This is a genomic window from Paenibacillus agri (assembly GCF_013359945.1).
Classification (GTDB): Bacteria; Bacillota; Bacilli; order Paenibacillales; family Paenibacillaceae; genus Paenibacillus_AQ; species Paenibacillus_AQ agri.
This window is the reverse complement of the sequence record NZ_JABWCS010000202.1, coordinates 18,608-39,626: the sequence shown is the minus strand read 5'-3', so window position 1 is coordinate 39,626 and position 21,019 is coordinate 18,608. Positions and strand designations below refer to the sequence as shown.

The window sequence follows — 21,019 nt, the reverse complement described above, 5'->3', positions numbered from 1 at the left end:
CCAGCAGTTGTGGGTGCTTATAGAGGTTGAGAATATTCCTTATTTTGCTATAATTCAGGTAGTGTGTAGCCGCCGCCGTCATTCACGAATTAGGAATCCTCTGATTAAGGAGACGTTCTTATGAAAAAGCGCAACAAATACATTTTGCTTGGAATAGTGATACTAATCATCGTTGGTTTAGGCATCTTCTATATGTATCCGAGTAATACAACATTTAAAAAAGCTGTATTAGACCGATTGGATGTAGCAGATGTAAGTTCCATTAAAATTATTAAATCAGGAGATTCTGTAGATGAAAACGAAGTAAACGTCACAGATCCGAGCGAGATCGAAAAAATACTAGGCACGTTCGTTCACATAAACTTGAGTAAGTCGAAGCTATCTAACATTAAATATAATGATTCCTATTGGATGACCATAGAGACTAAGAGTGAGAACTTGAAGTACGGAATAACACTTTTTGATAAAGTTTATTTAAAAACCTTTGAATACAATGCAAAGATTCCTAAAAATCAACTCCAATCCTACAAAATAACGAACGACTTTGATCTAACAGTTATCCGCGATTTATTTGAAAAGTGATATCACTCTCTTGCACTTAGATATTCAAGCATGCAAAAAGCAGCCATTCTCTAGTATTTTAGAGAGTCGCTGCTTTAGTTTTTTTCTGCTGCCAACTATTTTATATGTTCCCCACTACAGAGAAGCAGGTTCCTTAGCTGCATAACGATTCGACGGGACTTCCAGCCCCAGATTCTCCCTCAAAGTGCTACCTTCATAGTCCGTCCGAAACAACCCGCGCTGCTGCAGAATCGGTACGACCTGATCCACGAATTCTTCAAGTCCGTCTGGCAGTGAGGGGGCCATTAGCATAAAACCGTCGGCTGCGCCTTCCAGAAACCATTTTTCCAGAGTATCCGCAATCTTCTCCGGTGTGCCTACCAGATGGTCCTGGCTGAAGGAGCCGATAATAAGGGAATAGACTTCTCTTAGTGTAGGATTCTCCCGGGCAATGACTGGCTGGTGCTTGACATAGTCAGGATTCCGGGCCTCCAAGTGGATCAGTCCTGCCTGCGCGGCGGTGGTCTGTGTCGTAAATCCGCTGAAATCAATCTCTTTAAAATAATCGGCCAGGAAGCCGAGAATATCGCTATCCGGCAGCAAATCCTCCAAGCGTTTCAGCTTGGCATAGGCTTCTTCTTCTGTGGCAGCTATGACTGGAGAGATTCCTTGCAGAATAAAGACGTCGTCCGGATTCCGGTCATATGAGGCTACCTCCTGCTTGAACTCCTGATAATACGCTTTGGCATCCTCAAAATTGTATTTAATGGCGAAAACAACTTCTCCGACGCGTGCTGAGAACTTCCGCCCAGCCTCCGAATTACCTGCTTGAACGAGCACGGGATGACCTTGTGGTGAACGCGCAATATTCAGTGGTCCTTCCACGGCAAAAAACTCCTCTTTATGATGGAGCCGGTGCAGCTTATCTGGATCGAAGAACTGTCCGGACTTTTTATCATACAGAAAAGCATCGTCCTCCCAAGAATCCCACAGGCCGCGCACGACATCTACGAACTCTTCGGCTCTTTTGTAGCGATGGTTGATCTCGAAGTGAGACTCTGCTCCGAAATTCCGGGCTGTATTCCCGGACAAGTCCCGGGTGGTGACGATATTCCAGCCTGCTCTCCCTTTACTGATCTGATCCACGGACAGGAATAAACGAGCCAAATTGAAGGGTTCAATGTAAGAAGTGGAAGCGGTAGCTACTAAACCAATCTTTGAAGAGGAGCCTGCCAGCGCCGCAATTAGCGTAATAGGCTCGAAGCGGTTGAGGATATTGGGGTGGGATTGTTCATTAATCGCCAGACTGTCTGCGAGAAAAGCCACATCGAACTTCCCGCGTTCAGCGGTTCGTACAAGCTCACGGTAATAATCAATATCTATGCTGGCACCGGGATGTGCAGACTCCAGTCTCCACGATGAAGCGTGCATACCTGTTCCGACGAGATAGGCGGATAATTTAATTTCTCTTTTGCGTGTCATTTGGGGCATTCCTCCTAAATGAGGGTCTCCAGTTGACTGGTCGAAACTCATGTAATGAATAAGTATGTAGATTTGATTAATAGGTATTATGCAGAAGATTTTAAATAGATGAACTAGGTTTGTCAACTATTAAATTTTCAAATTATTAGCAAAAAAATAGGTTGTTGACGATCGTTAAAATTTGCGATACTATGACCTCAATATAACCGATTGAATTACTCGGAAATAAATGCGCGACCAGTCAACTGGAGATGCCGCTTCTAAATCAACCATTTAGAGCTGCATCTTTTTTTATGAGATGAGGTGAGGAAGTGGCAAGGATAGGCGCGGCAGTCGTAGAACGAAATGTGCCAGTACCGATGAGGGATGGAACCCTCTTGTATGCGGATGTGTACCGCCCGGAATCCGAAGGCCTTTATCCGGTGCTGTTGCTCAGAACGGCATATAACAAGGAAGATGCTCAGAGTATGAATTATGCCCATCCGTCCTGGTATGCACGGCAGGGATATATTGTTGTGGTGCAGGATGTTAGAGGGAGGTGGGCTTCGGAAGGTGAGTTTCATCCTAATAGCCATGAAGAGGAGGATGGATACGACACGGTTCAATGGGCATCCGCGCTTCCTGGCGCTCTGCCCAAAGTTGGCATGTACGGGTTCTCCTACTGCGGGGCTGTGCAATGGCAAGCCGCATTGGCCCGGCCACCTGCACTGACATGTATTGCTCCGGGAATGATCGGCTCGGATGCCTATCAAGGGAAGACGTATCGCAATGGCGCTTTTGCACTGGCGAGCCTGCTGTCTTGGGTGCTGTTCGTGGCCCAGGATACAGCGCTGCACCGGGGGCGGAGTGATTGGGCGGCGGATATCCCCGGACTGTATGCGGGAATCCATTCGTTATATAGTAAGCTTCCGCTGAAGAACCTGCCGGGGCCGCTGGAGGAACTGGTTCCCTTTTATAAAGAATGGCTGGAGCATCCGGAAAGAGAGGAATACTGGCTTCCCTCGTCACTAAAGGAGCAGTATCAGAAGATTGCGGTGCCTGCTCTGCATATCGGCGGCTGGTACGACCTGTTCATCGACGGAACGATTGAGAACTATAATGGTGTCCGGCAGCATGGAGCCACTCAGGTGGCAAGAGAGAACCAGCAGTTATACATTGAGCCGTGGTTTCATATGCCATGGTCCAGATATGTAGGTGATTTGGACTTTGGCCCGGAAGCGGCTAACCGGATTGATGCGTTGCAACTGCAGTGGTTCGACAGATGGCTCAAGGGGAAGGTGCCGCAGGAGCGTGAAACAGCCGAAGTACTCGCGGCATCTGAAGCATACGCGGAGCATGGGAGATCTAAAGCGATTAAGTTGCATGTAGCAACCAACGCGCATGAATCTTTCGAAGAGCATAAGTCGCACGTAGCACCCGACGCACATGAGTCACACGAAGCACCTAGGTCGAATGTAACATCCAATGGACATGAAGCATCCGGAGCTCCTAAGTCGCACGTAGCACCCGAGGCCTCCCAAGCCCCCATCCAGTTCTTCCTAATGGGAAGCAACAGCTGGAGGCAGGCGGAAGAATGGCCGTTGCCTGGGACGCGGATTACGGATTACTACTTACATAACACGCACAAAGCTAACTCCATCAATGGAGATGGGCGACTGGATACCCTACATCCAGCGGATGAGTACCCGGATGTGTATGTCTACCATCCTTCCATTCCGGTGCCTGCGCTTGGCGGGAGGTCGGGTGCCGTACCGGATCTTACGCCGATGGGGCCGAAGAATCAAATCCCGGTGGAACTGAGGAACGATGTGCTCGTGTATACCTCGGAGCCGCTAACCAAGGGATTGACCGTCATTGGAGAGGTTGTCGCCGTGCTCTTCGTTTCCTCCAGTGCCGAGGATACCGATTTTGTCGCCAAGCTGGTTGATGTTCACCCGGATGGCCGGGCATTTAACGTTGCAGAAGGGATTCTCCGGGTTAGCTACCGGAACGGGCTGGAGCGGCGCGAGCCGATTGTTCCGGGTGAGGTGATGGAGCTTCATCTCTCGCTCGGGCCAACGGCGATCGTATTTTTGCCAGGGCATGCTATTCGGCTGGATGTGACAAGTTCGCTGTTTCCTACTTTCGACCGGAATCCGAACCGGTTGCTGAATCCCGGAGAGGTGACAGAGGAGGACTTCGTTACAGCGACGCAGACACTTTTTCACGATAACAATTATCCATCGAGGCTCAAGTTGCCAATCATCGGAGAATGAAGAACAAAAGAGGTGCAGGGAATGACAGTAGCTTATATCTGGTTCGATCTTGGATACACTCTGGTTTATTTGGAAAGAGAGGCAGCGTACCGTGAATTTTTGCTCGAACAAGGCATAGAGAGGTCGCTTGCGGACATTGAGGAGGCCTATCATCAAACCGACAAGCTGTTCATGCGCCAGTATCCGGGAGCGCTGGGCAGAGACACGAATACCTTCTATTCATGGTACATCGGCGTCTTGAATTATGCGCTGAACGTACATTTCGATCTGGTTCACCAATGCCGGAGGCTGCGGGAAATTGAGGCTCGGCAACAGAGCGGGTGGCGCGCTTATCCTGAGACGCTGGAGGTGCTGGGACTGCTGAAGAAGCATTCTTACGGCATCGGCTTAATTAGCAATTGGGATTTTACAGCTCGAACCGTATTGGAGGAGAACGGGCTGTTGCCCTTCTTTGATCAGATTGTCATTTCTTCGGAGGTGGGCGTGGTAAAGCCGGATGAAGCGATTTTTAAGAAGGCTTTGAAGTTGGCGGGAGTGAGTGCCGGGCAGAGCCTGTATGTAGGTGACAATTATTATGATGATGTCATTGGCAGCCAGCGCGTGGGGATGGAGAGCTATCTCATCAACCGGTTTGGCAGGCTTGGGATTGAGGAGATTGGGCCTGTGCCGACGCTTTCATCCATTAAGGAGCTTCCCCAGCTGCTTGGCGCATCGTCGTAAGAAACTCACAGGGGCTAACGATTTACACATGATCTCAAGGGATTAACGATTGCACATTACTAAGAAAAAGGTGGGGAAGAAGATGACGAACACGAAGATAACGAACCCAAAGAAGTCCTTATATGTCCTGTCTCTGATTACGGCTGTACTCATGGTGCTGGTGTTATCTGCATGCGGCAAAGATACAGCGAATACGAATACCTCACAGTCACAGTCAAAGTCTCAGCACACCAACAGTGCCGAAGCAACGCAGGCCCCTGAGAGCACAGAAGCACCGAGTGCTGAACCGAAGAGCGGAGGCAACGCCGTCGTCATTATCCCGCAGGATCTGGATTATCTGGACCCCCACTTGGCGGTAGCGGCTGGAACGGCTGAGGTGTTGTTCAACGTGTTTGAAGGTCTGCTGAAACCGAATGACAAGGGTGAGCTGTATCCGGCTGTGGCTGAATCTTACGAGGTGTCCCCGGACGGCTTGACCTATACCTTCAAAATCCGCAGCGGTGTAAAGTTCCATAACGGCAACGCCGTCACCTCTGCAGATGTGAAGTATTCCTATGACCGCCTGGCGGGTACCGCCACAGGCAAGCCGCTGTCCACAGCGTATGAGAGTGTAGCCTCCATTGAAGCGCCAGATGCGTCAACGGTTGTTTTCAAGCTGAAGGAGAATAATTCTTCGTTCCTGACCTCCTTGACGGCAGCGAGTGGAGCAATCATTCCGGACGGTTATGAGGACAGCAATAAGACTCCGATCGGCACAGGCCCTTTCAAGTTCAAGGAATATCTGCCCGGACAGCGTCTAGTCGTTGAAAAGAATTCTGATTATTACGTGAAGGATATCCCTTCGTTAGATCAGGTAGAATTCCGGATTATTACGGACAGCGAAGCTGCGCTGCTGGCGCTGAAGTCAGGCGAGGCGGATATTTATCCACGGATCGGGACAGAACGGCTTGAGGAGGTGGCCGATAAGTTCAACGCGGTCAGCGCTCCGCAGAATCTGGTGCAGCTCGTGACCTTCAACATTGCCAAGAAACCGTTTGGTGATATCAAGGTGCGTCAGGCGATCAACTATGCCGTTAACAAAGACGAGATTATTGATGGGGTTGCACTAGGTAAGGGAACCAAGCTAGGTTCCAATATAAGCCCTGTACTCGCCAAATATTATCAGGAAGGCCTGGAGGATAAATACGCCACTGATATTGAAAAAGCCAAGAGCCTGCTTGCCGAGGCCGGTTATCCGAATGGTTTTGAAACTACATTGTCGGTGCCATCCAACTACCAATTTCATGTCGACACGGCACAGGTCTTTGCCCAGCAGCTGGCGCAGATTGGCGTCAAGGTCAAGATCGAGCCGGTGGAATGGGCGGTCTGGCTGGAACGGATTTATAAAGGGCGCGACTACGATCTGACGATTATCGGGCTGGATGGCAAGCTGGACCCTTACTCCATTCTGAACAAGTATCTGTCGGATTCGCCGAACAACTTCTTCAACTATAAAAATCCGGAGTACGATGAGACGCTGAAAGCTGCCGTCAAGGAAGTGGACGATGCTAAGCGGGTAGAGTTGTATAAAAAAGCCCAGACCATTCTGGCTGACGATGCCGCAGCTGTGTATATTATGGACCCTAACCTGAACGTCGCTATCAGCAAAAAGCTCACCGGATACAAGCAGTATCCGATCTATGTACAGGATCTGTCGACCGTGCACTTTACGGAGTAACCTGCGGGAGGATTCCAGGCATGAACTATTACGCACGCCGGTTAGTCACGCTCTTCTTGACGGTATTGTTCGTCGTAGTGTTGACGTTCACCGCCTTTCGCATCATCCCTGGTAATCCGGCGTTGGCCATTCTGGGTACGGAGGCGTCGAATGAGCAGATTGCCCTGCTTGAAGCGAAGCTCGGCACCGACCGTCCCCTTCTGGTCCAATTCGGTCATTGGCTTGGCAACGCGGCTCTGCTGGATTTTGGCGAATCACTGCGATTCTCGGAGCCGGTGCTGAAGCTGATCGTCAGCCGTGTTCCTGTCACGTTGTCACTGGCGCTACTTGCGCTAGTGATTTCCGTGTGTACGGCAGTGCCGCTTGGTATTCTGGCCGCCAAATCGCACGGTAAAAAATGGGATGCCCTCATCTCAATCGGCACACAGTTCGGCTTAGCCATTCCTTCCTTCTGGATGGGAATCATCCTGATCCTTGTGTTCGGACTAACGCTAAGGTGGTTTTCGGTCAGTAGCTATGTACCGTGGTCAGAGAGTCCAATCCTGGCGCTAAAGTCGATCGTGCTGCCTGCTGTTGCGCTGGCGATTCCGCAGATTGCAGTGATTGTCCGGTATTTGCGTACCACGATGCTGGAGCAGTTGAATCTGGACTATGTGCGTACTGCCAGAAGCAAGGGGTTGTCTGAACGATCGATCCAATATATTCATGTGCTCAAAAATGCACTGCTGCCGGTCATCACCATTGTCGGAATTAATTTTGGCGAGCTGCTGGCCGGCAGTCTTGTCATTGAACAGGTCTTCACACTGCCGGGCTTCGGCAGTCTGTTGATTACCGCTATCGGCAATCGTGATTATCCACTGGTGCAGGGTCTGGTGCTGCTAATCGCTGTTACGGTTATTATCATTAATTTTATTGTCGATCTGTCCTACCGCTGGTTGGACCCGAAAATTCGCTTAAAGTAGAGGGCTCTTAAGGATGAGGATAAATAAAAGCTTCAGTCTGGTGCTCGGCAGTCTGTTCGTAGGGCTGTTGCTTGTCATTATGATAATCAGCCTCTTCTATACCCCTTATGGGGAGAATGTCATGAGTATAACCGAACGCTTGCAGGCACCGGGCTCAGCGCATTGGCTGGGAACGGATAATTTCGGGCGGGATGTGCTTAGCCGCATTATGGTCGGGGCACAGACAGCTTTTCTGGTCGGTTCTATATCCGTTGCGATTGGCCTAACATGTGGCTTCATTGTAGGCACCTTAGCCGGGTATGTGGGAGGCTGGGTCGATGAGCTGTTGATGCGGGCTACGGATGCACTGCTGGCTTTTCCCGGCATTCTGCTTGCCCTGTTGTTGGTTTCGATCTTCAAGCCAAATATGTTCCAGACGATTATCGCTATAGGTGTGTTATCCGTCCCATCCTTTGCCCGGGTAATCCGCAGCGGCGTATTGCAGCACCGGGAAGCGGACTATGTGCGGGCGGCGAGAGGAATTGGCGCAGGGCATTTCAACGTCATTTTTATTCAGATCCTGCCTAATATTATTTCTTCTATTATAACAACGGCGGCACTTAGCTTCTCGACGGCGATTCTGGTAGAAGCCGCGCTTAGCTATCTGGGACTTGGCGTCCAGCCACCCGATCCGAGCTGGGGCAGGATGCTGAACGAAGCGCAAGGGTATTTGAACAAAGCGCCTTGGTATGCGTTGGCACCGGGACTATTGATCACCTTGTCGGTGCTTGGCTTCAACCTGCTCGGCGATGGCATCCGCGATTTGCGCGACAACGTGAACAGAGGGGGATGACCAAATGGTTGGGAATCAAGTAGAACGCCAGAAGATACTGGATATCCGTAATCTGCGGATAGAACTGAAGGGGCGCCGGGAACGGCTGGCTGTAGTGGACGGAGTCTCACTGTCGGTTTCTCAAGGAGAGACGCTCGGCATTGTCGGCGAATCGGGCTGTGGCAAAAGTGTGCTGTCTCTCTCTATGCTCGGACTGCTGCCAAAGGCGATGGAAATCAACGGTGGAGAGATCTGGTACGGAGAGCGGGAAGATGAGGCTCAGCCTTTACATCTTTTGAAACCAAAGGAACTGCGGAAAATCCGCGGCCGTGAAGTAGCTATGGTATTCCAGGACCCGATGAGCTCACTGAATAACAGCTTAACTATAGGCTATCAGGTGACGGAAGGACTGCGTCTCCACCTGGGCTATTCCCGCCAAGAGGCTGCCGCACAAGCTATTGAGCTATTCCGTAAGGTTGGTCTGGCACGTCCGGAAAAGCTGCTGAAGGAATATCCGCATCAGCTCTCCGGCGGCATGCGGCAACGGGTGATGATTGCCATTGCTATCGCTTGCAATCCCGGGCTGTTGATCGCAGATGAACCGACCACGGCGCTGGATGTGACCATCCAGGCCCAAATTCTGGAGGTTATGCGGCAGATTCGCGATCAGGACGGGACATCGATTGTGCTGATCTCACATGATCTGGGTCTCATTGCCGAGATGTGCGACCGGATTGCCGTAATGTACGCGGGACGAATCGTAGAGGAAGGATCGGTGGCGGATATATTTGACCGGCCGCGCCATCCGTATACGATTGGGCTGCTGAATTCCATTCCGTCACCGTCTCATAAAGGCCACAGGCTGCACTCTATCCCGGGTGCAGTTCCGGCGCTTCACGAGCGGTCGGTCGGATGTAATTTCGCCCCCCGCTGCCAATATGCCATGGAATGCTGCCGCATAGAGCAGCCTAAGCTGTCGCCGGTTGGATTCGGACATACAACCAGCTGCTTTCTGGTAGTGGAAGAGGGGGTGAGGAAGGGTGACAACCGAAATACCGCTGATCGAGCTGAGGGAACTGGAGAAGTATTATACGAAACGAGTGTGGCCGCAGAAGGGACAGGTGCTGCGAGCCGTTGACGGCGTCTCTGTTTCGATACGGAAGGGAGAGACGCTGGGGCTAGTCGGCGAGAGTGGTTGCGGCAAGTCGACATTAGGCCAGATAACGGCCCGGCTACTCGAGCCCACAGGCGGTGGTCTTTTCTACAAAGGGGAGGACATCGCCGGTTCGGGAAGCCGGAATCAGCAGGATCTGCGGCGCCGGATTCAGTATGTGTTCCAGGACCCGTTCACCTCCCTGAATCCACGCTTCAAGATTGGACGGCTACTGGAGGAGCCGCTGAAGTTGAACCGCCTGGGCAAGGCTGCGGAGCGGTGGAGCAAGGTCAGTGACATGCTGGAAAGCATCGGTCTGGACGAGTCGTACCGGAACCGGTATGCCCATGAATTAAGTGGCGGGCAGCGCCAGCGGATCGGGATTGCGCGAGCGCTCATGTTGAACCCGGAGTTTCTGGTGCTTGACGAACCGGTGTCCGCGCTGGATGTCTCTGTTCAAGCCCAAGTGCTCAACCTGTTAAAAGACCTCCAGCAGGAGTTGTCGCTAACCTATTTGTTCATCTCGCATGATCTGAATGTTGTCCATTATATGAGCGACAGAGTGGCTGTCATGTACCTGGGCAAAATTGTGGAGATTGGCGAGATGGAGGAGGTGTACGCCCATCCCCTGCACCCTTATACGCAGGCATTGGTGTCCTCTATTCCGGCAGAGCGTGCGGCACAGAAGCGGGAACGGATCGTACTTCAGGGAGATCTGCCAGACCCCTCTGCGATTCCATCAGGCTGTGCGTTCCGCACGCGCTGCATGCACGCCCACGACAGATGCTTCTCAGAAACGCCCACGCTTGCGGACGTGAGGGAAGGGCATGCGGTCAGTTGTCATTTGTGGTCTGAGGAGAGTTATAGTGTGAACGAGATTAAAGAAGTCAGAACCGCCTCCCTATAAAATCGTAAAGAACAAAGCTATATTCATCAGAGTGATCTATATATCTTTAGACAAGCCTAAAACGACGCGACGACTGTCTGGCACATGTAACTCTATTGTGCCTATCAGTCGTTTTTTTATTGTAATGAAGAGAGAGGGGTACCCGAATCAGAGTAGGGAGGTGGCAAAGTATCTCTCATCTATTGTCATAACTTAGAAAATACTGCTATATTTATTGGGATATTACATAGACTGGCGGGGTGCATCCTATGGGGGATCGGCTTTGGAAATGGTATCGTTTTACATTTATACAGACGCCAATAGCAGCGCTGGTGATTATTGCTTTGCTGGTGGCAGGAATGTATGCGCTGATGACGAGAATTGAGATTCGCCAGTACAGCTCGGCACTGGGAACGATTGAAGCAGGTACGCACGCGGAGGTTACCTATTTGACTGTCTTGTTAGAAAGAGGAACCCCTGAACTGCAGAGTAACGATGAAGTTGTGTGGTACACCGAAGAAAGCGGAAATCGTTACCCGGCTAAGGTGGACAGTATCCATGAGGAGGAACGAGGAACGGTTGTGCGTATTCAGGTAGAACCAGCGGAGTGGGATCGAGCGAGTGCGGAAGGTTCAGGGAAGCAGAAGCCATATGTCGTGGAGATTCCAATTGGCAAACAGACAGTTATGCAGCGGCTTTTCCAGAAAGGAGAGCGTGATGAGGAATAATTCTCAGCAATCGCTGCGGTCACAGCTGCACATGTTATGGCCCATAATCCGCAGATATCGACTGCCTTTAATCAATCTGTTTCTGTGTGTGCTCGTCACATCCGTCGTCGGCATGGTCTATCCTTACATATTTGGTCTGCTGGTTGATGAGGTTTTCTATCATCGGAACATGTCTTTCTTCTTATTTATTGTAGCAGGTTATGGTTTGATCTATGCCTGCGAGCAAGGTCTTCACTTGGTACTTAACAGTGTGTGGACCTATCTGGTCACACGATTCACATTTGATATCCGCAAAAAGCTGTATGACAAGCTGCTTACACTCAAGTCCACCTTTTTTCATAATAGTCGAACAGGGGACCTGATGACGATCCTCAACCGGGATGCGGAAGAGGTCATGGAGCTTATTCATTGGAATATTTTTTATTTAACAGCAAATGCGCTTAGGTTGTTGACGGCCATAGCCTTTGTCTTATACGCGAATGTATATCTGGGGCTGCTCATGATCATTGTCATCCCTGCTGTTGCGTTTACTACGCTGGCGTTTAACCGGGCTACCAAGTCCCGGATGGAGCGGCAGCGCAAACAATATGGGAAGCTGATGAGCTGGTGTGTAGAGATGCTTGGCGGACTGCGTGATATTCGCTTGATGGGGGCTGACCGTTACACGACCCGCCAATTTGTCCATCAACTTGCGGATTATATGCGGCTTAAGAATCAAACCAGCAGTATCGGTTTTTTCTCCGAGCGGGCGGTCAGTCTGGTTGCACTGGTGTCTGATCTGATTCTATACATAACTGCAAGTATCCTTATTGTAAAAGGCCAGCTGACGGTAGGCGGGTTCGTGGCGATGATTGAATATTTTGCCAGAGCGAGCGGTTTACTCAAGAATATGTCAGGGGCTGGCGCGAGACTGCAGCAAAATAAAGTAGCACTTGAACGCGTAGTGGGACTTCTGGCCAATCAAGAAGAGGATCGCTCGGTGAATTCCCCCGACCTGTTGATCACGAAAGGCAGTATAGAATTCTCGAAGGTCTCGTTCGGTTACCGGAAAGAAACGCCAGTCCTTCGCGATTTAAATCTGAGTATTCAAGGCGGGCAGACGGTAGCGATTGTAGGAAAAAGCGGGAGTGGAAAAAGCACGCTGATCTCGCTGCTTCTTCGTCTATATGATCCGGAGGAAGGAGAAATTGTGATTGACGGAATGCCGATTCAGCATTGCCGGTTAGCTTCTCTCCGCTCTTCAATCGTGGTTGCGCTTCAAGAGCCCTATTTGTTCGAAGGCACGATTCGTGACAACTTGCTCTGGGGCAATGCGAAGCAGAGTGATCAGATGTTATGGCATGCCTGTGAGCAAGCGGCGATCCATGACTACATTCTCGAACTGCCGGATGGACTGGATACCAAGATAGGAGGAAGACTGGGCATATCCATGTCGGGAGGGCAAAAACAACGGATAGCACTTGCTAGAACGTTTATGAAGAAGCCGAGAATGGTTATCTTTGACGAAGCTACGTCTGCACTGGATGGGGAAACGGAGCAGGTGGTCAGAGATAGCTGGCGCAAGCTGGGCCCTCAGACGACGATCCTTATCATCGCCCACCGTCTATCGACAATTAGGGAAGCTGATCAGGTGGCTGTGCTGGATGAGGGACGAATCGTTGCTTATGGGCATCATGAGGAGCTGCTTCAGAGAAGCAGTGCCTACCGTAAGCTTTTTGCAGAACAGTACACAGAATACGGGGAGGTCATAAACGGATGAAGCGGTCGCTGACGATGCGTTTGCAATGGTTCCGATCATTCAAGCCGGAGTGGAGACAGCACCGGTTATTGTTACTGGGATTGATAGGTGCGAGTGCGATGCTGCTCCTGCTGGGGCTAGCCTCTCCGCTGCTTTTCAAACTTTTAGTGGATCGGGTGATGATTGGTCATGAGCTTAGGCTGCTTTTGTACATTTGTATAGGCTATATACTCCTGTATGTCGTAGAAAGCGCAGTGACAGGCGGACAATTGATTGCTCAAAATAAACTGTCAAATCGATTGACCTTCGCTGTCCGCAGGAAAGTGTGGGCCCGATTTGTACAAATGCCGTTCGAGAACTACGAACAACAGAATGCAGGTGACTTGAAGAACCGGATCGACCAAGACGTTGAAGCTGTAGACCGCCTGTTTAAGTCCCATCTACTTGAGTATGGTTACAGTATTGCCTTCCTGATATCGAGTGCAGCGCTTATGGCTTGGTTCAGCTGGAAGCTGACATTGTTTGGCCTGCTGATGGTGCCTTTATCCTTCTGGATGACCAAGTGGCTGGGAAAAGGAGCGAAGGAAGCCGCGGAGAAATACCGGGAGACGTTTGGACGATACGAGGGGTGGCTGCAGCATTCGATTCGCGCCTGGAAGGAAGTCAAGACGAATGGGATGGAGAAAAGAAGCTCGCTGGCCTTCACCGAGTATTGGCATGAGCTCAGCAGGTTATTTTTCAAGCGCCATATGTATTGGTACGGCAATCGGTCATTTCAAGCCATTAAGGATTTCTTTATTACACGCATGAACCTGTACTTTGTGGGCGGTCTGCTTATCATTCATGGGGATATGACGGTAGGCAGTCTCTTGGTGTTCATGAAGTATTACGAACAGTGCTTCACACAGCTTGCCAAAATTATGGATCTGGATATGCAGTTCATGGACGATCTTCCTTCTCTAGAAAAGGTAAAGAATACGCTGGAGGAAACGAAGGAAGATATGAGGAGTTCAGAACTGAGCATGAAGCCATTCTTTCTGCCGGGAGCAGGAACGATTTCCTTCGAAGATGTGAGCTTTCGTTATGGGAATGCCACAAAATCGGCGCTGCAAGGGATCACTTTACGTATTGAAGCAGGGACGAAGGTAGCTATCGTTGGCCGAAGCGGCTCAGGTAAAAGCACGCTGATGAAGCTGCTGCTGGGGATGTATCAGCCGGATTCAGGCCGTATCGATCTGGATGAACGCGATATTTCTACCATTCGGCATCATGAGCTGCACCGGGAGATCGGCGTAGTGATGCAGGACTCTAATATTTTCAACATGTCTGTGCTGGAAAATGTACGCCTGGCCGAACCTGCAGCTACCGACCTTGAGGTAACCGAAGCATGTGCAGCAGCGCAGATGGATGAATTTATCCTTAAGCTGCCTCAGCAGTATGAGACGATGATCGGTGAGCGTGGTGTTCAGCTCTCGGGAGGACAGAAACAGCGGCTCGCCTTGGCACGGATGATATTATCGCAAGCCCGGATTGTAATCCTGGATGAAGCCACTTCACAGCTCGATCAGGAATCGGAAAATGGGATCAACCGTACCCTGGATCAATTGGCGGGAGAGCGGACTGTTGTTATAGTGGCCCACCGTTTCTCATCGGTTAAGCAAGCGGATCGGATCGTGTTACTCGACGATGGGCTGATGCTGGACGAAGGTAGTCATGAAGAACTGTGGGCACGAAGTGAGACGTATCGAAGCTTGTTTACGTATAACCGATGGGAGAGTGAAGCGGGGTAAGCTCAATCTTCTATTTTCACTTACGGCTTTGTTGATTGAAATTGTGATGATCGGAAATTATAGTATACACATGTTTATTGGTTGATAGGTGTTCATAAATATGCGGCTGTACGAAATGGGGGCATTACGATGGTTCGTTATAGATTAGCAGAAGAGCATGAATTAACACAAATAGCGGTGCTATTTGATGAAGCCTTTAAAGGATATCCACTCTTCAGCGTAATGGGAAGCAACAACAAGAGTGATGAGGATTTCTTTTACCAGCTGCATCTTGTAAATACAAAAGCATATTATCGTCAGCATTGCTGTCTGGTAGCGGTTGATGGAGAGCAAATCGTAGCTGCGGCTTTATTGAAGCATCGTGATAAGCCTGATATTGGACTATGGAACTTTGTGCTTGCCGGGGGCCTCAAGTTATTGTGGAGTGCGGGGGTCTCGCGGATTCGGAATCTCCTGGAAGTAATGGATGAGGCCAAGCATGCCTTTGCCGATTTAAAAACGCCCTATTGGTACTTGGAGTCCTTTGCGGTAGCGCCACAGTATCAAAGCCAGCATTTGGGCAGCAAAATGATAGCAGACTGTATCCTCCCTTACATAGCGAAAAACGGAGGGGGCGACTTAACCTTGATTACCAATACGGATAGCAATCGGATATTTTATACAAGACGCGGGTTCTCGGAGTTTGGTGAATCTGTTATTAGCAGATATGGTCTGGAAGTAGGCAACTGGAGCTTTATTATAAAAGTTTAACCTCGGAGGGATACCATGCTTTTTCAAAGTGGTAGCTTGGCAGTACGTGAACTAGAGCAAAGCGATAATATTTGGTTATCGAAATGGCTTTCGGACCCTGCGGTTCTGGAATTTTATGCAGGAAGGGACGACCCTCATGACCTGGACAAGGTGAATGAAGTATTTTACGCCCAGGAAGACGATGAGGTTAGGTGTATTATCGAATATGATGCTAAAGCGATAGGATACATCCAATTCTATCCGCTAGATGACGAATCAAAGAGGGAATATGGCTACACGGATGAGAATGAGAACATCTATGGTATGGATCAATTCATAGGAGAAGCCGATTATTGGAATAGAGGCATCGGAACGCTGCTTGTTACATCTATGGTTAATTACTTAACAGGTGATAAACAAGCAGATGTGGTGGTTATGGACCCACAGACAAGAAACGCCAGGGCTATCCGGTGTTATGAAAAATGCGGGTTTAGAAAAGTGAAGCTCTTGCCGCAAAGTGAACTGCACGAGGGGAAATATCAGGATTGTTGGTTGATTGAGTACCGATGAACCTTGCGCTGTAATACAAAAAAGGTCGAAGCATCCAAACCATGCATCCGAATCTTGCATACACTATATCAAAATTCTTCCTAATATTGATAGGGAGAACTTTTGAGGTGAAGGAGAGGAGGAGCAGACGAGATGGCAATTTTAACTACCGGCCCGATTGTGAATACTCCCGTCAACGGAGTAAGACCAACGCAAACGATAACAATCAAGATCGTGAACAACGATCCGGTGAACACTTCTACAGTGTTGTTTGAAGGGTATTATTTGAATGGAACAAGAACTTTATATGTACTTGAGGCTTTTCCAGTAGGCCCCAATGAGGTCATCACCCACAATAATTATGCTAATTTAGATGGGTATGAATTTCTGTTCACCATCGGCGATGATACTGCCGGGCAGACTGAAATCTCGGTATGGGGTAAGAACGCGGATGGAGAATTGGTTGATGCGCATCGACTCGTATCTTCTGAGGTGAAGTACTAAGCTATGTGCGTTGCCAGTCTGATAGTCACAGAGAAACAGCCCTGCGTTATCTGATTCCGGTCAGAACCGCGCAGGGCTGTTTTTCCTAAAATGCTTTGAACCAATAGGGGGAAGGTTCAATCAGCACCACCACCTGAATCGCTTCCGCCGCAGTCACTCACCGAGTTACTGTCTCCGCTGGAATCGACGCTGCTATGGCTGTACCCAGCATTCGACTCATGACTACCGGGATAGGATGAGTCATCATGATCAGGACGATCCTCCTCATGCGGTTTTGTATAGTCCTGAAATAAATTTGGCTCGGAAGCCGCTATGAAGCCAGCAGTATCATTATTGCGGTATTTTGTTGATTTTCTGCCGGTTTTCTTGCTGTTATCACGTAAAATGGTTTGCATAATGATAAACACCAGCACACCAATTGCTAAAATCCCAACGCCCATTCGATCGCTCCTTTTAAAAAGGACTCCAAGGTCTTCTTCAGAATTGTACCACATTCCCTGAAGCGTTGGAGCCGAAATATGCAGAAAGGGCCATGCAGTACTATATTTATCTGTACTCGGAAGTGCTGTGCAAGATACGTGGTAAGGGCTTGCGTTCTAGCTCCCAATTTGCTAACATGTAATGTAACTTAATCATTGTTTGGTTTTCTAGGGTTCCGCAGCTTCTTCAAGCTGGTCAGGTCCGAGGGAAAACGCACGAATCAAGAGATTCGTGTTCACACGGAGGGATAAAAGCCCGGGAGGAATCGTCTGTTATCGACGAATACCTCCCGGGCTTATTTTATTGTGACCAATGAGAAAGTTAAGTGTGCTAATAAGGGGGAGAAACAGGTGAGGAAGAATCTGGATTGGGCCAAGGTTGTGGTCGCTGCCTGCTTTGAGGTGATCTGGGTTATCGGCCTGAAGCATGCCTCCGCTCCATGGGAGTGGCTGGTCACGATCATTGCAATCGTTGTCAGCTTCTATGGCATGATCTCAGCCAGTCAAAAGCTGCCTGTAGGTACGGTTTATTCTGTATTCGTCGGACTGGGCACAGCGGGTACGATTATGGCGGAGATGATCTGGTTTGGAGAACCGTTCAAACTACTGAAACTGGTGCTCGTGCTGATTTTACTGGCGGGTGTGGTGGGGCTGAAGCTCGTTACCAAGGAAGAACCCAGTAAGGAGGTGGCTTAAATGGCGTGGTTATTTCTCGTAGTAGCCGGGATATTGGAAATGTTCGGTGTAACGATGATTAACAAATTGAACAAGGACCGCAACTGGCAGGCCTTCTGTCTACTGTTGCTTGGTTTTGGCGGGAGTTTTATCTTTCTGGCACTGGCGATGGAGAGCCTCCCGATGGGTACGGCCTATGCGGTTTGGACGGGAATCGGCGCTTCAGGCGGGGCCATTCTGGGCATGCTGTTGTACGGTGAGCCGAGAAACTGGAAGCGGATTGTTTTTATCGTGATGATTCTCGGTGCGGCGGTAGGGCTTAAGGCGATAGCGTAGTTTCGTTCTTTTTATTATTATAAATTTAGACACGTTCCCCAGGTTTCGATCGCTCCTAGGGGGTAAGTATAATAAATATACAACTCACTTATTAAGGGGACTTCAAACATGAACTGGCAGGTCAGTGAAGAAGAATTAGAAGCTATCGGGCAGGCCAACCGCAAGAACCGTATCCAGCTTCCGGATGGCGCATCGGTGCCCAGAATTGGTCAGGGAACCTGGAATATGGGTGACATGTCTTCCGCAAGGGAAGAAGAAATTGCCACACTGAGGCTTGGCGTGGAGCTGGGTCTGGATCTCATCGACACGGCCGAGATGTATGGCGATGGCAGATCAGAGGAAATGATCAGTGAGGCGATTAAAGGAATACGTGATAAAGTCTTTCTTGTCTCGAAGGTATATCCGCATAATGCCGGTAAGGAAAGACTTGTCCAGAGCTGTGAAGAAAGTCTGAAACGGCTGAACACGGATCACCTCGACCTTTACTTACTTCACTGGCGTGGAGAAATTCCGCTGGAGGAGACGGTGGAGGGCATGGAAGCATTGGTGACTGCCGGTAAGATTGCCAGATGGGGTGTGTCCAACCTGGATCTTGAGGAGATGCAGGAGCTCCAGCGCGTTGCGAAGGGAAGCCGCTGTATGGTGAACCAGGTGCTGTATCATCTCGGTTCAAGGGGCATCGAGAATGATCTGCTGCCTTGGATGAGCGGACATAAGATTCCGCTTATGGCCTACTCGCCGCTGGCGCAGGCGGGGGCTCTCCGCAAGGGGCTGGTAGAGAACGAGGTTGTCCGTGAGATTGCAGACGACCATCAGGCAACCCCCCTTCAAGTGCTGCTGGCTTGGTCGATCCGTGAGGCTCTGGTCATGGCCATTCCTAAGGCGTCCTCGCGGAGGCATGTGATCGAGAATGCAGCAGCTGTAAGGATCAAGCTCAATAATGATGAATTGTTGAAGCTGGATTTTGCGTTCCCGCAGCCTTCCTGGAAAGTGCCATTAGATATGGTTTGATTATCAATAAATACGACCGGATTGTAGTTCCAACCGGCTTGCATTTGCTACCTGCTACAGGGTAGCAAATTTGCAGGCCGGTTTTTGTTTGTGTAAGTCTTGCTTCAGGCTGGCATTCTGTTGTCAGAGTGTATGAATTCCCCAGTGCTTGGAGAAATTAACGACAATCTTGTGCTGTCAATAGCAGAAAGATCAAGCGGAAAACTGTTAATATATGAAAGTCTGCGACGGCATTTTTCGCGTAGTTCTGCGGCTTTTCGGACCTTTGATGCCAAATGGCAGGAACTCTTAAATGTTGTCAACAATGTTCATGCCGAAACCGTGTTTTCAATTTGGTGACAAAGAAAGCGCTTTGATTTACGATGTGGTCATAGGGGATTTCCTTTACACCGAAGACGTGAAGGTGTCCCGCTTGAATAACTTTAAGGGGGCTTATTACAATGGCCACGGAAACAAAACAATCTTCATCCGGTGGTGCACGGGTGAAAGTCCAACAATTTGGCCGTACCCTTAGCGGTATGGTTATGCCGAATATCGGAGCATTCATCGCTTGGGGCTTGATTACGGCTTTATTCATTCCAACCGGCTGGTGGCCGAATGAGAAGCTGGCAACCTTGGTTGGCCCGATGATTACTTATCTGCTGCCGCTGTTAATTGGTTACACTGGCGGAACGATGATTCACGGCAAGCGCGGTGGCGTAATTGGTGCAATTGTCACTATGGGTGTCATCGTAGGGGCAACAATCCCGATGTTCCTTGGAGCAATGGTTGTGGGACCTTTATCGGCCTGGGTACTGAAGCAGTTCGACAAGGCTGTGGAAGGTAAGATCAGAGCAGGCTTTGAGATGCTGGTCAACAACTTCTCGATTGGTATTATCGGTGGTATTCTGGCTATCGTGTCCTTCAAAGGAATCGGGCCGCTCATTCAAGCCTTGACGAATGCACTGTCCTCAGGTGTAGAATTTTTGGTGAACCATCACCTGCTGCCACTCGTTAACATTATTATCGAGCCAGCCAAAATCTTGTTCCTGAACAACGCTATCAACCATGGTATTCTTACACCGATTGCTGCAGAAGAATCCCTGAGACTTGGAAAATCCATTCTGTATATGCTGGAATCCAACCCAGGTCCGGGCCTCGGTGTTCTGCTTGCTTACTGGCTGGTTGGACGCGGTTCCGCCAAGGCTTCCGCACCAGGCGCAGTTATCATTCATTTCCTGGGTGGTATTCATGAGATCTACTTCCCGTACATTCTGATGAATCCTCGTCTGATCCTGGCGGTTATCGGTGGTGGTGTGACGGGTACGTTCACATTCCAGTTGCTTGGCGCTGGTCTGACTGGTGCAACTTCTCCAGGTAGTATCATTTCTTATATCGCCATGACTCCTAAAGGCGGTTACCTGCCAATGTTTGCCGGGGTCATTGTAGCAACTGTTGTATCCTTCCTTATCGCTGCTGTTCTTCTTAAGACAAGTAAGAAGAACAACGAAGATACTGATATTGAAGAAGCAGCAGCCAAAATGAGAGACATGAAAGCTGCTGGAAACACTACGGCTCCAACTGCAGCTCCAACTGCAGCAGCTCCAGTAGCAGCGTCTACAAACGAAAGTGCCGCTAATGCAGGAAACGTTCGCCGCAAAGAAGATGTGAATAAGATCGTCTTCGCTTGTGATGCAGGTATGGGTTCCAGTGCGATGGGTGCCTCTGTGCTAAGAAAGAAATTGCAGGCCGCAGGGGTTAACATTACAGTTGTGAACTCCGCAGTCAGTGAAATTCCGTCGGACGCTGATATTGTTGTCACTCAGAAAACGCTGACCGAACGTGCGATTGCCAGCAATCCGAAGGCGGAGCACATCTCTATCGACAACTTCCTGAAGAGTCCGAAGTACGATGAGCTTGTCGAGCGTTTGAAGTAAGTGATAAATGTGTAAGA

20 protein-coding genes and 1 riboswitch are annotated in these 21,019 nt (G+C 49.7%); of the genes, 18 read left to right on the top strand and 2 right to left on the bottom strand.

What is annotated here, in order from left to right; all coding sequences use genetic code 11:
- The first annotated feature begins 120 nt into the window (after window positions 1-120).
- Window positions 121-582 carry a hypothetical protein gene (locus tag HPT30_RS09405; RefSeq protein WP_175371143.1) on the top strand — a complete coding sequence of 154 codons (462 nt, stop codon included), beginning with the start codon at window positions 121-123 and terminating at the stop codon, window positions 580-582.
- Window positions 583-696: 114 nt separating this feature from the next.
- On the opposite strand, the gene HPT30_RS09400 is transcribed toward HPT30_RS09405, so the two are convergent.
- Entirely contained in the window at window positions 697-2,043 is a 1,347-nt protein-coding gene (locus HPT30_RS09400; protein WP_175371142.1) for an LLM class flavin-dependent oxidoreductase, read from the bottom strand.
- Between the two features lie 311 nt (window positions 2,044-2,354).
- Between HPT30_RS09400 and HPT30_RS29890 the strand changes: the two genes are divergently transcribed.
- From HPT30_RS29890 to HPT30_RS09330, 13 genes are all read left to right on the top strand, one after another.
- Complete coding sequence (locus HPT30_RS29890) at window positions 2,355-4,298, top strand: CocE/NonD family hydrolase (RefSeq protein ID WP_312876323.1); 1,944 nt, start codon at window positions 2,355-2,357, stop codon at window positions 4,296-4,298.
- Between the two features lie 21 nt (window positions 4,299-4,319).
- Window positions 4,320-5,018: an HAD family hydrolase gene (locus HPT30_RS09385; RefSeq protein WP_175371141.1), complete on the top strand. Its 699-nt coding sequence runs from the start codon at window positions 4,320-4,322 to the stop codon at window positions 5,016-5,018.
- Window positions 5,019-5,100: 82 nt separating this feature from the next.
- Window positions 5,101-6,735 (top strand): ABC transporter substrate-binding protein, encoded by a 1,635-nt coding sequence (locus HPT30_RS09380; RefSeq protein WP_175371140.1) that lies wholly within the window; start codon window positions 5,101-5,103, stop codon window positions 6,733-6,735.
- A gap of 20 nt (window positions 6,736-6,755) precedes the next feature.
- Window positions 6,756-7,697 carry an ABC transporter permease gene (locus HPT30_RS09375; protein ID WP_066373406.1) on the top strand — a complete coding sequence of 314 codons (942 nt, stop codon included), beginning with the start codon at window positions 6,756-6,758 and terminating at the stop codon, window positions 7,695-7,697.
- A 13-nt stretch (window positions 7,698-7,710) separates the two neighbouring features.
- Window positions 7,711-8,529 (top strand): ABC transporter permease, encoded by an 819-nt coding sequence (locus HPT30_RS09370; protein ID WP_175371139.1) that lies wholly within the window; start codon window positions 7,711-7,713, stop codon window positions 8,527-8,529.
- A gap of 4 nt (window positions 8,530-8,533) precedes the next feature.
- Window positions 8,534-9,646 carry an ABC transporter ATP-binding protein gene (locus HPT30_RS09365; protein ID WP_175371138.1) on the top strand — a complete coding sequence of 371 codons (1,113 nt, stop codon included), beginning with the start codon at window positions 8,534-8,536 and terminating at the stop codon, window positions 9,644-9,646.
- Window positions 9,549-10,568: an ABC transporter ATP-binding protein gene (locus HPT30_RS09360; protein WP_175371137.1), complete on the top strand. Its 1,020-nt coding sequence runs from the start codon at window positions 9,549-9,551 to the stop codon at window positions 10,566-10,568. Before HPT30_RS09365 ends, HPT30_RS09360 begins: the two co-directional genes overlap by 98 nt.
- Window positions 10,569-10,816: 248 nt before the next feature.
- A complete protein-coding gene (locus tag HPT30_RS09355) occupies window positions 10,817-11,275 on the top strand; it encodes a hypothetical protein (RefSeq protein WP_175371136.1) in 459 nt (152 codons plus the stop codon).
- Complete coding sequence (locus HPT30_RS09350; RefSeq protein ID WP_175371135.1) at window positions 11,265-13,034, top strand: ABC transporter ATP-binding protein; 1,770 nt, start codon at window positions 11,265-11,267, stop codon at window positions 13,032-13,034. The genes HPT30_RS09355 and HPT30_RS09350 overlap by 11 nt, the downstream gene beginning before the upstream one ends.
- On the top strand, window positions 13,031-14,803 hold the full coding sequence (locus tag HPT30_RS09345) for an ABC transporter ATP-binding protein (protein ID WP_175371134.1): 1,773 nt from the start codon (window positions 13,031-13,033) through the stop codon (window positions 14,801-14,803). Before HPT30_RS09350 ends, HPT30_RS09345 begins: the two co-directional genes overlap by 4 nt.
- A 129-nt stretch (window positions 14,804-14,932) precedes the next feature.
- The gene (locus HPT30_RS09340) at window positions 14,933-15,553 is read left to right on the top strand and encodes a GNAT family N-acetyltransferase (protein WP_175371133.1); all 621 of its coding nucleotides are present in this window, start codon (window positions 14,933-14,935) and stop codon (window positions 15,551-15,553) included.
- Window positions 15,554-15,568: 15 nt separating this feature from the next.
- The gene (locus HPT30_RS09335) at window positions 15,569-16,102 is read left to right on the top strand and encodes a GNAT family N-acetyltransferase (RefSeq protein ID WP_175371132.1); all 534 of its coding nucleotides are present in this window, start codon (window positions 15,569-15,571) and stop codon (window positions 16,100-16,102) included.
- A gap of 132 nt (window positions 16,103-16,234) precedes the next feature.
- Window positions 16,235-16,585, top strand: a complete 351-nt coding sequence (locus HPT30_RS09330; RefSeq protein ID WP_175371131.1) for a hypothetical protein — start codon at window positions 16,235-16,237, stop codon at window positions 16,583-16,585.
- A 116-nt stretch (window positions 16,586-16,701) separates the two neighbouring features.
- Here the strand turns inward: HPT30_RS09330 and HPT30_RS09325 are convergent, their stop codons facing one another.
- On the bottom strand, window positions 16,702-17,025 hold the full coding sequence (locus HPT30_RS09325; protein ID WP_175371130.1) for a hypothetical protein: 324 nt from the start codon (window positions 17,023-17,025) through the stop codon (window positions 16,702-16,704).
- A 196-nt stretch (window positions 17,026-17,221) separates the two neighbouring features.
- Window positions 17,222-17,329, top strand: a riboswitch (guanidine-I (ykkC/yxkD leader).
- An 86-nt stretch (window positions 17,330-17,415) separates the two neighbouring features.
- Between HPT30_RS09325 and HPT30_RS09320 the strand changes: the two genes are divergently transcribed.
- The 4 genes from HPT30_RS09320 (at window position 17,416) to HPT30_RS09305 (ending at window position 21,002) form a co-directional block, all read left to right on the top strand.
- On the top strand, window positions 17,416-17,760 hold the full coding sequence (locus HPT30_RS09320; protein ID WP_312876322.1) for a DMT family transporter: 345 nt from the start codon (window positions 17,416-17,418) through the stop codon (window positions 17,758-17,760).
- Complete coding sequence (locus tag HPT30_RS09315) at window positions 17,761-18,075, top strand: DMT family transporter (RefSeq protein WP_175371129.1); 315 nt, start codon at window positions 17,761-17,763, stop codon at window positions 18,073-18,075. It begins immediately after the preceding gene.
- A 108-nt stretch (window positions 18,076-18,183) separates the two neighbouring features.
- Entirely contained in the window at window positions 18,184-19,086 is a 903-nt protein-coding gene (locus HPT30_RS09310; protein WP_175371128.1) for an aldo/keto reductase, read from the top strand.
- A gap of 440 nt (window positions 19,087-19,526) precedes the next feature.
- Window positions 19,527-21,002 (top strand): PTS mannitol transporter subunit IIBC, encoded by a 1,476-nt coding sequence (locus HPT30_RS09305; protein ID WP_175371127.1) that lies wholly within the window; start codon window positions 19,527-19,529, stop codon window positions 21,000-21,002.
- Window positions 21,003-21,019 lie beyond the last annotated feature (17 nt).

What these genes read in the sequence shown, in the direction of transcription:
- HPT30_RS09355 (WP_175371136.1), top strand. Translation starts at nt 10,817, where the DNA reads ATGGGGGATCGGCTTTGGAAATGGTATCGTTTTACATTTATACAGACG.
- HPT30_RS09365 (WP_175371138.1), top strand. Translation starts at nt 8,534, where the DNA reads ATGGTTGGGAATCAAGTAGAACGCCAGAAGATACTGGATATCCGTAAT.
- HPT30_RS09370 (WP_175371139.1), top strand. Translation starts at nt 7,711, where the DNA reads ATGAGGATAAATAAAAGCTTCAGTCTGGTGCTCGGCAGTCTGTTCGTA.
- HPT30_RS09375 (WP_066373406.1), top strand. Translation starts at nt 6,756, where the DNA reads ATGAACTATTACGCACGCCGGTTAGTCACGCTCTTCTTGACGGTATTG.
- HPT30_RS09335 (WP_175371132.1), top strand. Translation starts at nt 15,569, where the DNA reads ATGCTTTTTCAAAGTGGTAGCTTGGCAGTACGTGAACTAGAGCAAAGC.
- HPT30_RS09325 (WP_175371130.1), bottom strand. Translation starts at nt 17,025, where the DNA reads ATGGGCGTTGGGATTTTAGCAATTGGTGTGCTGGTGTTTATCATTATG.
- HPT30_RS09310 (WP_175371128.1), top strand. Translation starts at nt 18,184, where the DNA reads ATGAACTGGCAGGTCAGTGAAGAAGAATTAGAAGCTATCGGGCAGGCC.
- HPT30_RS09305 (WP_175371127.1), top strand. Translation starts at nt 19,527, where the DNA reads ATGGCCACGGAAACAAAACAATCTTCATCCGGTGGTGCACGGGTGAAA.
- HPT30_RS09315 (WP_175371129.1), top strand. Translation starts at nt 17,761, where the DNA reads ATGGCGTGGTTATTTCTCGTAGTAGCCGGGATATTGGAAATGTTCGGT.
- HPT30_RS09405 (WP_175371143.1), top strand. Translation starts at nt 121, where the DNA reads ATGAAAAAGCGCAACAAATACATTTTGCTTGGAATAGTGATACTAATC.
- HPT30_RS09350 (WP_175371135.1), top strand. Translation starts at nt 11,265, where the DNA reads ATGAGGAATAATTCTCAGCAATCGCTGCGGTCACAGCTGCACATGTTA.
- HPT30_RS09380 (WP_175371140.1), top strand. Translation starts at nt 5,101, where the DNA reads ATGACGAACACGAAGATAACGAACCCAAAGAAGTCCTTATATGTCCTG.
- HPT30_RS09345 (WP_175371134.1), top strand. Translation starts at nt 13,031, where the DNA reads ATGAAGCGGTCGCTGACGATGCGTTTGCAATGGTTCCGATCATTCAAG.
- HPT30_RS09340 (WP_175371133.1), top strand. Translation starts at nt 14,933, where the DNA reads ATGGTTCGTTATAGATTAGCAGAAGAGCATGAATTAACACAAATAGCG.
- HPT30_RS09385 (WP_175371141.1), top strand. Translation starts at nt 4,320, where the DNA reads ATGACAGTAGCTTATATCTGGTTCGATCTTGGATACACTCTGGTTTAT.
- HPT30_RS09330 (WP_175371131.1), top strand. Translation starts at nt 16,235, where the DNA reads ATGGCAATTTTAACTACCGGCCCGATTGTGAATACTCCCGTCAACGGA.
- HPT30_RS09400 (WP_175371142.1), bottom strand. Translation starts at nt 2,043, where the DNA reads ATGACACGCAAAAGAGAAATTAAATTATCCGCCTATCTCGTCGGAACA.